This window comes from Candidatus Kuenenia sp. (assembly GCF_039794105.1).
In the GTDB taxonomy this organism is placed as follows: domain Bacteria; phylum Planctomycetota; class Brocadiia; order Brocadiales; family Brocadiaceae; genus Kuenenia.
The window spans coordinates 15,076-29,660 of record NZ_JBDIWA010000010.1 but is presented as its reverse complement, the minus strand read 5'-3'; the positions used below and the strand labels follow the sequence as shown (position 1 = coordinate 29,660).

General features: G+C 40.1%; 12 protein-coding genes. 9 read left to right on the top strand and 3 right to left on the bottom strand.

The genetic code is table 11. The features are described from left to right. Window positions 1-35: 35 nt before the first annotated feature. On the bottom strand, window positions 36-2,156 hold the full coding sequence (locus ABJL82_RS07165; RefSeq protein WP_347274051.1) for a VWA domain-containing protein: 2,121 nt from the start codon (window positions 2,154-2,156) through the stop codon (window positions 36-38). Window positions 2,157-2,805: 649 nt separating this feature from the next. Next, window positions 2,806-4,203 carry a sodium:alanine symporter family protein gene (locus tag ABJL82_RS07160; RefSeq protein WP_347274050.1) on the bottom strand — a complete coding sequence of 466 codons (1,398 nt, stop codon included), beginning with the start codon at window positions 4,201-4,203 and terminating at the stop codon, window positions 2,806-2,808. A 390-nt stretch (window positions 4,204-4,593) separates the two neighbouring features. Here ABJL82_RS07160 and ABJL82_RS07155 point away from each other — a divergent pair, with 390 nt between their 5' ends. Beyond that, on the top strand, window positions 4,594-5,478 hold the full coding sequence (locus ABJL82_RS07155; protein ID WP_347274049.1) for a hypothetical protein: 885 nt from the start codon (window positions 4,594-4,596) through the stop codon (window positions 5,476-5,478). 386 nt (window positions 5,479-5,864) lie between these two features. Here the strand turns inward: ABJL82_RS07155 and ABJL82_RS07150 are convergent, their stop codons facing one another. Beyond that, complete coding sequence (locus tag ABJL82_RS07150; protein ID WP_099325098.1) at window positions 5,865-6,524, bottom strand: protoglobin family protein; 660 nt, start codon at window positions 6,522-6,524, stop codon at window positions 5,865-5,867. Window positions 6,525-7,072: 548 nt separating this feature from the next. Between ABJL82_RS07150 and ABJL82_RS07145 the strand changes: the two genes are divergently transcribed. The 8 genes from ABJL82_RS07145 to ptsP all read left to right on the top strand — a co-directional run bounded on the left by ABJL82_RS07145 (window position 7,073) and on the right by ptsP (window position 14,537). Then, window positions 7,073-7,438: a hypothetical protein gene (locus tag ABJL82_RS07145; RefSeq protein ID WP_347274048.1), complete on the top strand. Its 366-nt coding sequence runs from the start codon at window positions 7,073-7,075 to the stop codon at window positions 7,436-7,438. Further along, the gene (locus tag ABJL82_RS07140) at window positions 7,426-7,926 is read left to right on the top strand and encodes a transposase (RefSeq protein WP_347274047.1); all 501 of its coding nucleotides are present in this window, start codon (window positions 7,426-7,428) and stop codon (window positions 7,924-7,926) included. The genes ABJL82_RS07145 and ABJL82_RS07140 overlap by 13 nt, the downstream gene beginning before the upstream one ends. Before the next feature lie 837 nt (window positions 7,927-8,763). After that, window positions 8,764-9,237 (top strand): 2-amino-4-hydroxy-6-hydroxymethyldihydropteridine diphosphokinase, encoded by a 474-nt coding sequence (folK, locus tag ABJL82_RS07135; protein WP_347274046.1) that lies wholly within the window; start codon window positions 8,764-8,766, stop codon window positions 9,235-9,237. 15 nt (window positions 9,238-9,252) lie between these two features. Then, the gene (locus ABJL82_RS07130) at window positions 9,253-10,326 is read left to right on the top strand and encodes an LptF/LptG family permease (protein ID WP_347274045.1); all 1,074 of its coding nucleotides are present in this window, start codon (window positions 9,253-9,255) and stop codon (window positions 10,324-10,326) included. Continuing rightward, window positions 10,319-11,068, top strand: a complete 750-nt coding sequence (locus ABJL82_RS07125; RefSeq protein WP_347274044.1) for a ComF family protein — start codon at window positions 10,319-10,321, stop codon at window positions 11,066-11,068. The genes ABJL82_RS07130 and ABJL82_RS07125 overlap by 8 nt, the downstream gene beginning before the upstream one ends. Before the next feature lie 256 nt (window positions 11,069-11,324). Next, entirely contained in the window at window positions 11,325-11,684 is a 360-nt protein-coding gene (gene raiA / locus ABJL82_RS07120; protein ID WP_347274043.1) for a ribosome-associated translation inhibitor RaiA, read from the top strand. Between the two features lie 28 nt (window positions 11,685-11,712). After that, window positions 11,713-12,183, top strand: coding sequence for a PTS sugar transporter subunit IIA (locus ABJL82_RS07115; RefSeq protein WP_347274042.1), 471 nt, complete (start codon window positions 11,713-11,715; stop codon window positions 12,181-12,183). Window positions 12,184-12,500: 317 nt separating this feature from the next. Further along, window positions 12,501-14,537, top strand: a complete 2,037-nt coding sequence (gene ptsP / locus ABJL82_RS07110) for a phosphoenolpyruvate--protein phosphotransferase (RefSeq protein ID WP_347274041.1) — start codon at window positions 12,501-12,503, stop codon at window positions 14,535-14,537. The last annotated feature ends 48 nt before the right edge of the window (window positions 14,538-14,585 follow it).

The following is a 14,585-nucleotide window of genomic DNA, read 5'->3' as shown; positions in this document are numbered from 1 at the left end:
AAAAATTTTGCCAAAAAATGCAAAGAAATTACTGATTATGGTATCCATTCAACGGTATTTCCAACGGAAATGATGGTAGAAAAGTCTTTTGACTGAGATATTTTCCCCTCCTCATAAAATACTTGCCCCATATCATAGATTGAATTATCCAATTTAAAAGGAATGGCAAATCCTTTCTCATAAATATCGGCAACCACTATCTTACAAAGAGTTCCGAAGTCTCCAAATTCAAGATTATAGCGGGGGTCTGTTTTGTCCGGGGATGATAGACGGTACCAGCCATCAGGATCTTTGCTTAATATCCAATTTTGGCATAGTCCCCCATCATAAGATGATGTAAGTATCACGTCATAAGGCTTCTCCAGCCCTATCCAAAAACGAAATTCATTGATATACCTTGGCACATGTTCGCACCAGATAAATATTTCTGCCTGATTATACATAATAACAGAAGGCGTGGAAAAGCGTATGATTCCTTCTATAGTCTTCCCAAAGATAGAAGAAGGTTCTACTTCGTCATGCAATAAAGGTGCGCCGATAACGCCGCCGTAAGTAATCTCGCTTTTTACAATAAATTTTCCATCCTCCGGTTTTTTGGGAGTAATATATTTTATTTTATATTGACCTTTTATATCTTTGATTGTTTGTTTAAACCTTTCTTGTAATACAGCTATATTTTCAGCATGAACATAAGTACCTCCGGTTTCCAGTGCGATATTTTTTAACACATCCTCTTCGCTGCCTCGCCCTATTCCCAGTACATAGATGTGAACGTCCCTCTCTTTTGCCAGGGATATAACATTATCGGGAGTACTAAAACTGCTGTTATCAAATCCGTCGGATAAGAACACGAGGGTTTTAAAAATATCCGGGTCTGGTTTTTCCGGGAATTGTTTTAATCCTTTTAGTACCGCATCCCAGCAACTGGAAAAATCCCGGTAAATCTTGCCGGAACTAAACTGGCGAACCGCTTCTATGGCGGCATTCTTATACGTCGTAAAATCTTGTAGAATTGCAGGAGGTTTATCGGGCCTATGGAATTCAACCACGCCTACCTGATGTGTATCATTAAGGCTTTCTATTAAATCTTTAGCGCTTAATGCCATCCGGGTAATATCCCCGTTCTTTTCATACATTGATGCTGAATAGTCCAGAACTATCATAACCTGTAATTGAAAATCATCTTGTGAGTAAAGAAGCGCATGGCTCTCCAAATAATCAATCTCCGTTTCGTTTTCCCAAATCTTTATGTTTTCCCAAACAACTTTATTAGGGTCAAATAAAATAGCGTGATTGCTCTGATCTCTTAATGAGAATATAAATTGTATCGTGTTGGGAATCTGATGGTCTGTTGTTTGATTTAATATCTTTATCTTCCGAACAGGCTGGAGGATCTTTATGGGACGGATTTCATCAAATAATGCCGGATTTACGGCATCTTCTATCCGAATTGCATAATCATCCCCCTCACGGATAAAATCATCAACTTTCCAGGTAAATGATCCTTTGGAAGTATCATCTTTCCTGAAATTATAATTGTCCGCAATGGTTCCAATTTTTTCTTCTTTTGAATAGAGAAAAATGTTTACACTTTCGCTTACGCCTGAAGTTGCCGTCCATTCTATTGACCTGTTATCACCTACGGAAATTGAAGTGCTTGCCGCCGGAGATATAAGGGTTAATCTTTCTTCACTTTTTTGCACGAGTATTCGAACTTTAGCATCCCCTGCATTTGTTAAAATCCTTAATTCATCCATAGAACTACCATAGGGCATAAAGTTTCTATCTACTTTTACGCTAATTTTTTCCGGGGTTTCCTTTATAGCGCCGGTTACAGGTTTAATGGTAAGCCAATGGGGGTGTTTTTTGCTCTCGATTTCAAAAGTTAGATTTTTAACGTCCGGACGAAAAAAGCCTTCAGCCTTTGCCGCATTTTTAATGGTAAATTCCATATCTGTTTGTTTGTCTCCAAAATTCAGATTGATTGGAGAGATTTCAAGTATTGGCGGCGCATCTCTGCGTAACAAAATAATCAGTATTGCAATAAATATTAAAGCAATGGTAGTGAAGATAAACCTTTTTTTCTTCTTTGCCCTATATGTTTTTTTGTTTTCCCTATTTATATTTTCGCCATTATCTTTCGGTATATATGACATTTTTTCAAAACTCCTTTTCTTGTATCAATTTTTTAAACAATTGTTCAAAATTATTGAATTATTGTAACTATCTCTCAATATACCTGTATAGGCTCTGTTGCAAAATCCATGTTTGACAAAATTTTTAAAAAATTCTATTTAATCATACGAACAACTTATGGCACATGTTTTTTTTAAACTGATGAATTTTCGGCTTTATCAATTGAGTTAACCATTGTAATTATTAATCATAAATTCTGCAATCGATTTTTAAGGAGCAATAATCCGCCATTTACAATGTCCCCGGCTGACAAAAAACAATGAAAAAATACGTAAAGTTTGTAGCATTGGGTTTTTTGAGACAGTAGGGGCGAAGCAATGTTATTATTGGAATTTTTCCAAAAACTAAAGTGTTACGTTTTTTGTCATTTGAATTTGTTTCGTATTTCGATATTCGTATTTCGAATTTGGTTGCGGCCAAAGGCCGCGCTAGGGGCTTAGAATCCAGATTGCTGGGATTTTTCAAAAAACTAAAGTGTTACGATAGTGGCAATGCAGGAGAGGCAATAAAGGCTATAAGGAGATTGTTGTCTTATACCCCATGTTCCGGGAAAAAATTACTAAGTAAATCGTAAATCAAATGCCGTAAATGTTCACGTTGGGTTTCGCGCTAATTTGTAGGAGCATCTAATCCTAATGACACCGGCCTTTCTTTTGGGTTTTTCATCCGTCTGAAATAATCCTTCATAAGAGAAGCAACGACAGGAGAAAGCACCGCAAGCGCTATAAGGTTTGGCGCTGCCATAAGGCCGTTCATCGAATCACAGAAATTGATAATGGGGTCTATTTTAACAGTGGCGCCAAGGAGGATGAATCCAAGGTAGCTTATGCGGTACAGATGAACGGCCTTCTTTCCAAAAAGGTAGTCTGCCGCACGGTCGCCATAATACGACCACGAAATCAGGGTGGAAAACGCAAAGAATATGATACTTGCGGCGATAAACTTAGCGCCGATATTGCTGCCAATGCCCATCGAAAACGCCATGCCGGTTAATTCACCTTTTACATGACATACCTCATGGGCGCCTGTTACAATGATAACGAGCGCCGTCATGGAACAAATACAAATAGTATCAATAAACGGGCCTAGCATGGCGACAAGCCCCTCCCGGATAGGTTCCTTTGTCCTTGCCGCCCCGTGCGCAATCGCGGCGGAACCGAGTCCCGCTTCGTTAGAAAAAAGCCCCCTGGAAACTCCGGAGCGAATCACACTTCCAAGGATACCGCCCGCGATAGACTCAGGGGCATGGAAGGCATAATAAAATATCGTATACAATCCGGAAGGAACTGCTGAATAATGTATGCCCAAAATAATGATCCCGCCGATAACGTAAAAGATGCACATAAATGGAACAATCTTTGAAGCCACACGTCCCACACTCTTAATCCCACCGATAATTACAAGACCCACCAGTATTGCAATAATAAACCCCACAATGATATTAAACAAGAGGCTTGGCTCGCTGCTGCCGCGAACAAGTTCGTTCAGGCTTACCACAACATTATTTATCTGAAACATATTTCCGCTGCCAAAACTTGCCATAATCGCAAAGAAGGCAAATAACACCGCAAGCCATTTGAATTTTGCCCCCATGCCAATCTCAATAAAATGCATGGGTCCCCCATGCGCCTCTCCGTTTTCATCAATACGCCTGAAATGCACGGCAAGTGAACATGAGGTAAACTTTGTCGCCATGCCGACAATTGCGGTAATCCACATCCAGAATACGGCGCCAGGCCCCCCCATCAATATTGCCGCAGCTACTCCGACAATGTTTCCGGTGCCAATAGTCGCGGAAAGGGCTGTGGCAAGCGCCTGAAAATGGGTAATCTCCCCCGGATCCCGCACATCATCATAGTTACCCCGAAGCACTTTTATTCCGTGAGTAAACCCCCTGAGCTGAACAAACAATAACCGAAACGTTAAATACAGCCCTGTCCCCACGAGGAGCGCCATAAGAGGTACGCCCCATACATAACCGTTAAACGCCTCAAGGCATTTTCCCATTGTTCACTCCTCATCCTAACTAAGCTGGCATAGCCAGAACCAAATAAGCAAAAAATACGAAATACGAAATACGAAACAAATTCGAATAACAAAGCATAAAATTCAAAACAAATCCAAAAACATCCCTTATCTTCTATGCAGGCAAATGCTTCGCCCCCTGTGCCTAGATGTTTTCATTGTTTTTTTTTAAGGAATATGGTAAAAGCTCCTAATTATTAGTTATTTTATTCTAATTTGCAAAAATAACTAAAAAAAATTTGCTTATGCGTATGAATCGGATTAATGCCTCATCCCCTGAAACCAAGCTGACTATAAATAATTTCTGTTTACGCGTTCGTTTTCATAAAAGCAATGTGTAATCGCCTCAACCCTTTCTAAACACAATAAACCATGAAGATAGAATGGATCAAACGTATAACTCCCTGCCTGCCAATAATTTTTATTTTTGGCTGCAGCGCTTTGCAAAAACAAAGCATTTATGATGAAACGCGGTCCCAGATGTTGGAAAAAAGAATGAATGATTTGTCCAAATCCGTAGCCCTTCTCGTTAAAGACGCAAACATGATGCATAATGAAATAGAAATACTCGCAAACAGCCAGGATGCTCTCATGCAAAAAATTAGCGCCGTGGAAGAGGGGGTAGCTTACCTCAGCAAGAGTTTTCTTGACTCCTCAAACACAAGCGCCGGCGGTTCAGAACACAATCAAATTTCCAGAGAACGAAAGGAGGCAGATGTTGCTTATAATGATAACGCAGGGTACAAACGCACATCTCCTCCGGACAGGGGTATCCATGACGAAACGATTCATGCCGTTGCCAGAAACATTGCCGCAGGATTCTGGGACGCATTGTTAGAAAACGACCTTGATACCGCAAAAACTTTTGCAACCATGGCAAGCGGGGACAATTTGACCATCAACAAAGATATAGATGACAGTAGCAACCATGTAACTTTTGGAGATATCGTTGCTGACAATGATAAGGCAACAATAGAAACCATGTTGAATACGCAAAAGGATGGATCTCAAATAAGCATTCCACTGCGAACAATCCTTGTTAAAGAAAAGAATCAATGGAAAGTGGACGCCGATCTGACCATGATGTCTGTTTTTGGAGGCGCTATGGGAGAAGTCATAGAAGGCATCGGGGAGGCAGTGAAAAATAGTGGGGAAGGTATGGGCAAGGCTCTTGCTGAAGGCATGGCAAAAGAATTAGAAGATATGGCAAACGGTAACGAAAATATGGGGCAACAGGGCGCAACGCCGGTTCCTTAGTCGGCAATCTACAGTCGGCAGTCGGCAGTCGGCAAATTGCAGATTGAGGATTGAGGATTGAGGATTGAGGATTGAGGATTGAGGATTGCAGACTGAAGACTGTTCTCATGCCTGTTTGCTTCTGGCTATACCATCTTATAGGGTAAGAGGCATTTGCCGGGAATGGCGTCGCGGGTTGCAGTATTTTACGCTTCTCCCTTGTCCATACCGGCAAATGCATTGTCCCGGCATTTGAAAAGTACACACCCCTAGCCCATCTCAAGAGGGGATACAAGAAGTCCCCTCTTGAGATGGGATTAAGGGGTGGGTGGACTGTTACCAAAAAACGAAGTGGGTATCACAACCCTCCATCTTCGTATTTCTTTTGCCTTTACAACCAGCCTACATTACATCCATGGCGCGAAATAATCAATATGATACACATCAATTATCAACCAAAACAGCTTTGTCCATGCGGTAGTAAATTTCTGTAGTTTTTCCGGTTCACTTTTGTATGCCTCTGCCAAAAGGTTAAACAAGTATTGATGAATGTATCCCCAGAGAGCCAGGTTTAGCCTCATGGGTATGTACAAATCCTCATTTCCAAAGATCGGAACATGCACTGCGCCAACCCATCTCACATAATTCCAGAATTCCTCATCCCACTTGCATTCAACGATTTTCAGGATAAATATTTTTTGTCTTGCCCTTCGCACCTTTACATATTCATCGGAGATATTCCCTGTTTCATCCATAAACCATCGTGACAGCCATGGGTCATTGACCAGTTTTTCCCAATAGATATGATCAAGGATTTTCTCCAGATTTGGCGCGACAAATTCCTCTACCGATTGCTTAATCGCCGCAGTATCCTTGTCATTGAAATCCAGGCATTTTGACATATATTCGAATCGCTTCATTATATCCATGCTCGTATCCCTGTAAATATTCCATGCATTATTAAATGCCGGCACATCCAGTATACGGGATGATTTGCCTGTAGATCTTTTGTTTTTTGCTTCCATTGGAAAAGTCTTCATCCACGCTTCTGCCATTGCTGTTGCCATTACGTTACGCTCCTTATAACTAAGTTAAAAAAGTAATTAGTACAAATAATCTAAAATAACAAAATAACCTTTCCCCCGAATCTCTTCCCGCCGCACCTCCTGATTAGTCTAAAATGTAATATAAATCCGATATCTGCGTTTTGTAATGAGCAACCACCGTGCCTAAAAAAATCCATATTTTTGCCTATTTCTTAACTTAATAATTACCTAAGACTTACGGACGTAATCCTCTTATGGCAGGCATAGTTATTTATTTAAAACACCTAGGGGAAAAACAAAAGAATCGAAATTTTTTCGGAGAAGGCATTCCGGGACAAAAAAACGGCGAAATAATTTCGCTACCCTGCCTTCTTAATTGGCGCTGTCCGCGTAGGGTACTTTTTCGGTTTTTTGAAAAAAATGCAATTAGATATATGCGGCTTCCACAAAAAGCTATGGCTTTTTCCCATTCAAAATTCTATACTTTTGAACGGCCTTCAGACATTGTTGGCAAAATTACAACTCCAAACATTTCAATTCAATGCCTCCGACGGCAACAATATCAAAAAATGTCCGTACCTCAAAAACTCCTTGACCTGACAGAACGGTTCCATCATAACCGTGAATCATACTGTTCCACCCAATACAACGAAACACAGCTCCGGCGTGAATTTGTTGATCCCTTCTTTGCCCTTCTTGGATGGGATGTAGATAACAAAAATGGATATGCTGAGGCTTATAAGGATGTGATACATGAAGACGCCATCAAAATCGGCGGTTTCACAAAAGCCCCGGACTACTGCTTCCGTATCGGCGGTACACGCAAGAAATACATATTGCTCTATTTACCAAATAAACTATTGGGTTCAGATTACAAATCTGAACCCGCAGGAACCTGTGGATTTTACTGGATAATAGTATTATGCCGTCTGTAAGAATTTCAAAAGAATTTACTTCGGGAATTTATTACCTTACTTTCACCGTCAGGAACTGTTACTATCTTTTTGACAGGCATAACCGCTTTGAAATTCTCGCGGACTCATTAAAATACTGTCAAAAACACAAAGGGCTTAAGCTATATGTGTATGTCTTTATGCTCAACCATATCCACTTGATTGCATCGTCGCCTGATATGATCGCCTTTGTCAGGGATTTTAAAAAATTCACGTCAAAAGAGATGCAAAAGAATATCATTGCTACAGAACCAAATGTTTTAAAACTTTTCGAGATGAAGAATGGCAGATTTGAATTTTGGGAGAATACCAATATGCCTAAAATAATTAAGGGCGAGCATTATCTTGCACAAAAAATAAAATATATCCATGCAAATCCGGTACGAAAGCAATATGTAAAAAATCCTGAAGATTGGGTGTGGTCATCTGCTAATATCGAGGGGAAAATTGACATTGATACAGTTGTATAAAATATTAAGGTTCAAGTTACAAACTTGAACCCGCCGTATAAAAGCTTGTATGAAGACAAACAAAATACTCAAAAGCAAGATATTAAAACCATATGATAAAAAAGAACGAATACAGCGCATTCCTGTCCAAGCTCTGTGTGGGAAAAAGCAGGGCCAGGCGGGACGCCTGCCACACCATTCCACGACTATTGTCATATCTCTTTGCAATCCCCATTTTTACAACAGCACTTGCCCGCAAAACCCGCAAAAAAAAATGAAAATCCCTTTGCTATAAAGTTTGCGCAGATCGCACGGCAATTAATCGTAACACTTTAGTTTTTTTAAAAGTAGGGGCGAAGCATTTGCCCGTTTGGGTATGAACTTATTTATAACAATTTATAGCAAATGCTTCGCCCCTACACTCTACACTATGCGGCAAACATCGCTATTATTGGAATTTTTCAAAAAACTAAAGTGTTACAATTAATCAGTTTAGGTACTTTTTGGCAAAAAAAGGCACTTCAGACGTGCTGGAATTATTATTGGAAAAGGCAGGAGATTTTGATGTTTTTATTAAAACGCATGAATAAACTTTTGATACGTGCCAGATTTTGTTAACATTTAACGCAATTGAAAATGGCATTTTGCTTTACCATCGGTTCTTATATCAGAATAACTACCCACAAAAAGGTTGCATGGTATTTTCCTGCAAAGGTATCATAAAAAGCATGGGAAAAATTCCTTCTCCGTTTTTTCAGGAGAGTAAATAGCAAACGGGAAATAATAGGTTGATTGAAACAAGGTAGCCAGACCGTCCCGGTCTGGGTATGAGGTAAATAGCAAACAGGAAATACTAGCGTGATTGAAACGGTATATGTTGCTTTAGGTGCGAATTTGGGCAATAGGGAGAGAAATTTAAGGAACGCTTATGAGTATATGAGTGCGTCTGAAGATATTCACACCTTAAAAATTTCGCGCTTTTATGAAACAGTCCCTCTTGGGGGGCCTCCGCAGCCGATGTTTTTAAACGCGGCTCTTGAATTGCAAACATCACTGACGCCCCACCAGTTGCTGGAAAAACTTCAGCATATAGAATTGCGTATGGGCAGGATACGTAAGGAAAAATGGGGACCTAGAATCATAGATATCGACATCTTGCTTTTTGGCGACAGAATTGTGGATGATGAGCAACTACAAATTCCTCATCCCTTGATGCATGAAAGAATATTTGTGCTGGAACCTCTCGTTGAAATAGCGCCAGATATGGTGCATCCCATTTTAAAGAAAACAGTACTTCAAATATATCAGGAGTTTAAAACTTTTAACCAATAAGGTTTGCGAAATTAAATGTTTTCAAGGCTGGACAGATACCTGTTAAAAGCGTTTTTCCCGACATTTTTTTTGTGTCTCCTCATTATTTCCGGCACATATGTTATTATTGACCTTCTTCAAAAGCTGGATGATTTTTTGGAGATGGGAATAAATTCATTTGGCGTCGCATTGCGTTATTATGCCTACCTCTTCCCGGTGATAATCACTCAATTTTTTCCTGCCATTACTTTAGTTGCGGTGGGCATTGTACTGGTCAGACTATCCAGAAACAGGGAAATACTGGCGATGCAGGTGGCGGGAATTTCACTATACCGAATATTGCTGCCCATATTTGTCGTGACGGTGTTTATGGGATTTGCGTCCTTTGGCGATCAGGAGTGGATTGTTCCCCGGTTTGCTGAAAAATTGGAGGCTATGCAGCAAAATACCTTTGAGAGCGACGTTCAACGGAACCTGCTTGTGCATGATGATGAAAACAATGCATTAATCAGAATATGGAAATATAGTAATAAAACGCAGAAAATGGAGTCTGTGTTTATCCTTTCACGGGATGAAAATGGAAGGAAAAGATTCACCCTTAATGCAAAGAAAGCGGAATGGATTGGAAATAACACTTGGTTGTTGAGCAAGATATTAAAACATGCTTATGACGAAAGGGGAAGATGGGTGGCTCCGGTGCATCAGTTGGATAATCTTGAATTCGTATCCTCCATAACTCCAATGGAACTTGGAAAGAAAAAATTAGATTCCAGTTTGTTAAGCCTTGAACAGTTAAATGAATTATGCGAAAAGGAACCCGATAATCCGAAAAATAAGGTATTGTTTCATTCAAGAATTGCCTATACGCTTACGCATATTGTGTTGCTTTTTTTGGGAATACCTCTTGTTGTCGGGTTTGAAAGAATGAGTAAAAACATTTTTTTGCGCGTAAGTTTGTGTATTCTTGCCTGCGGGGTATTCTATGCGGTGTCTTTTATCTGTTCCAATCTTGGCAATACGGGAATGGTTCACCCCGTATTGGCAGCCTGGTTGCCCATTGTACTTTTTGGGTCTGTGGGAATATTCTTTTTTGATATGATGAATGCTTAATGCGATTAATAATTATGTACAGGCATTATTAGACGTATTCTATCCGCGGATATGCCTCTATTGTCATAGTAATATAAATTACCATTGCGAGCAGTATATTTGCGGTAAATGCAGGGAAAATATTCCATTTGTAAATGAGAGACATTGTATTCGGTGCGGGAGTGTTTTGGGGCAATATTCCGTCATGTCTGAGGTAAAAGGCTGCGTTTTTTGCCGGTCAGAGCATCTTTACCATGATTCGTTAACGGCAATCGCGTATTATGATGGAGCGATTAAAGTTTTAATACATAAATATAAATATGAAAGACAGCGTTTCTTATATAAGGCAATAGGGGACTTTATGCGGGCAAACAAAAAACTTGGGGAACTTATGCAGGAAATAGATATTATTGTACCGGTACCCCTTTATTGGCGAAAGAAATTGCAGAGAGGCTTCAATCAATCAGAGCTTATAGCGCGGGAAATTCATCGGGCCTTTTTAACGCCTTTCTCCGTAAATAACCTTATAAGAATCAAAAACACTACATCACAAACAAGATTATCTAAAAGCAAAAGATATTCAAATGTCCAAAAGGCGTTTTTTATTAAAAACCCGGCAATAATGAAGGGAAAAAGGGTGTTATTGGTGGACGACGTTCTCACTACGGGCTTAACCATGCGTGAGTGCGCAAAAAAACTGAAACAAACAGGGGCCAAATCCATACATTTGTTTGTTTTTGCGATTGCAGAGTATAAGAATTAGTACCTTATCGGTAATTTCTTTGCACTTTTTAGCAAAATATTTAATGGTCCCTTCTGCTGTCAGCAATCTAAAGTCGGCAGTCGGTGGTTAACGAAGGACGAAAGACGAAAGACGAAAGACTAATGACTAACGCCTGTTTGGTTCTGGCTATGCCAATTTAGGGATTCTGCTTTAATTTCCTTGACGGAAAGTCTTATATCAGTAAAATGTAAAGGTTTTAAGTGAATATTTTTTATTTAAAGAAAGGAATTGTGCTTTGGATAATATAACAATAGTTGCCAGGCATTTGGATATTACGGAAGCAATAAAAAATTATGCCTTGCAAAAAACGGAAAAAATGAAAAAATTCTTTGAATGGATTTTGCATGTACAGGTAACGCTGGACATAGGGGGGGATAGCAGCCATCTTGTCGAAATGGTTGTCAATGTTTCAAGGGGGCCCACCATTGTGGCAGAGGCGTCAAATGCAGACATGTACCGTTCTATAGATATTGTAGTGGATAAAGTAGTTGCGCAATTGAAGAAACACAAGGGGAAAATAGAATCTAAAATTGTTCGTCAAAAGAAGCATTCCGTTGGGGGAGCAGTAGAACCCGAAGGCAAACAAGAGGTGTAATAGAATACTTATTGGAGGTGCAAGGGTAATGAAATTAACTGATTTTATTGTATCTGAGGCGATTATAACAGAAATACAGTCCATTGAAAAAGAAGCAGTCATCAGGGAGATGGTGTGTGCTCTTCGGGATGCGAAAAAAATCGATGCAAAAGATGTCGGAAGAATTATTGAAGCCCTTATGAAAAGGGAAGAATTAGGGAGTACGGGCATAGGCAAAGGAGTGGCCGTGCCCCACACAAAGCATGAAAGTATTAAAAATGTTATAGGTTCTGTAGCCCGTTCTACAAAAGGGGTTGATTTTAATGCATTGGACGGCGAACCCGTATTCCTGTTTTTTCTGCTGCTTTCCCCCACCGATTCCACCGGGTCACATCTCGCCGCTTTAGAGAAAATATCTACCGCAATCAGAGATAATGATTTCCGTCGCTTTATGCGTGAAGCAAAAGGCATTGAAGGGATGGTAGATACATTGAAGGAAGTTGACGGTATTCAGGTGTAACATCGGCGAGGTGCTTTTATTCCTCAATACCCAAGCTGGCATAACCAGAACCAAACAGTCATTGGTCATTGGCCCACCACCGACTGCCGACTTTAGATTGCTGACGGCATAAGGGACCATTAAATATTTTGCCAAAAAATGCAAAGAAATTGCTGATAAGTTATTACAGAGAACGGCTGACGGACTAATTTTTTGCATAGCGACGGACAAGCTAACGCAAGGGTGAAAGTTTTTTATTCTCCAGTTTTTCAAGCCTTACCATACTATACTATTTATTATATACAGTATTTTATTGTAGTTTTGTAGAGAAACGTATAATGGATTTTTTCTTTGTAAACTCCAAAATATCTGAACGGAAAGTGAAGATATGGAATTCAAATGGTCTGCACGCGCGGCCTGCAACCAAATTTTCTGAAATTGCCAATAAATATACTTCTGAGATTCGCGTGGAAGCAAAGGGTAAAAATATTGATGGCAAAAGCATCATTGAGCTTTTAACGCTTGGTGCGGAAAATGGCACGGAGTTATTAATAAGTGCTAAAGGGGTGGATTGTGCAGAAGCACTGGACGCTCTGGAAGAACTGGTGAAGAGCAAGTTTGAAGAAGAATTCATGGAAATCCGAAAAGGCATTGCCGTTTCACCGGGTGTTGTGATCCGGCAGGCTTTTTTGTTTGAGAGCGAAGGCTTCCGGATACCACGCCACGTTATAAAAAATGATGCAGTTGAAGATGAGGTCTGCAGACTCGAAAAAGCGATCGACGCCTCTAAAAAAGAAATAGAGGATTTGGAAAAGAAGGTTTCCGAGAATTTAGGTTCTGAAATAGGGTCCATTTTCGGCACCCACAGAATGGTTTTGCAGGATGCACGGTTGAAAGATGAAATTATAAAACGAATACGGAAAACCAACTTTACGCCTGAATTTGCAGTTTCTCTCGCCTTGCGTGTATATATCAGGAAATTTCAGGATATTAAAGATTCATACCTGGCGGAAAGGGTAACAGATATCTTTGATGTTGAGCGCCGTCTTTTAAGAAATTTGTTGGGTGAAAAGAGGGAAGAACTTAAAAATCTTGAGGAAGAAGTAGTTTTAGTGGCGCACGACCTTACCCCTTCCCAAACGGCCATGCTTGATCCTCAAAAAGTGAAGGGTTTTGCCACCGATGGCGGCGGGCGTACTTCTCATACGGCAATCGTTGCGCGTGCATTGGGGATTCCTGCAGTGGTAGGGCTTGGCACGGTTACCTCGGATGTTTTTGGAGGTGATATCGTAATTGTAGACGGAAACCGGGGATTGGTAATTGTCAGGCCGGACGACGAGACGTTAGCAACGTACCAAAGTAAGGTAAAGAGTATCGATGTTTTTGAGAAAAAACTGGCGATAGAACTAAAAGACCAACCTTCTACCACGGCGGACGGAAGGCATATTTCCATTTATGGCAATATTGAATTTCCACGGGAAATAGGTGTAAATTTAAACTACGGTGCGGAGGGGATAGGTCTTTACAGAACGGAGTTTCTCTATTTGAATTCTCCAACGCCTCCGACAGAAGAGCAGCATTTGGAGGCATACACTACTGTTGTTCAGGAATTAAAGGGAAGACCTGTTATCATAAGAACACTTGATTTAGGCGCAGATAAGCTGCCATACCTGGAGCATAGAAAAGAGGGAAATCCTTTCCTTGGGTGTCGTTCTATACGTTATTGTTTTGAAAACCCTTCCATATTCAAAATACAGCTTAGAGCCTTGTTGAGGGCCTCTGCTCTGGGAGAGGTGAAAATATTGTTTCCATTAATTTCTTCCATCCAGGAACTGAGGCGGGCAAAACAGATGGTGTATGAGACGATGGAAGCACTGGAGAAAGAAAACATTCCCTTTGATAAAAACGTTAAAATGGGAACGATGCTGGAAGTCCCTTCTTCTGTTATGATTTCAGACATGTTGGCAAAAGAATGCGATTTTTTTAGCATAGGCACGAACGATCTTATCCAATATTCTTTGGCTGTTGATAGAAACAACGAACGGGTGGCATATTTATATTGTCCTGTACATCCGGCGATTTTAAGGTTTTTGAAATTTGCGATAAAAGCTGCACATGAAAATGATATTCCTGTTGGAATTTGCGGCGAAATGGGAGGGGAACTGGAATATACGATTCCCCTTGTAGGGCTTGGTCTGAAAGAGTTTAGCGTCGCTCCGGCAACAATCATCCCCGAGATGAAAAAGATTATCCGGTCTGTTTCTTTTGAAGAAGCCAGGGACGTTGCAGAAACTATTTTTAAGTTTGACAATCCTGAAAAAACCAAAAAATATCTTAATAATTTTGTAAGAAAAATTTTACCGGAAGTATATTAAGAGTGTATATCTTTATGGTAAAGTTGTTTTTTTTTACATTACTGTTTT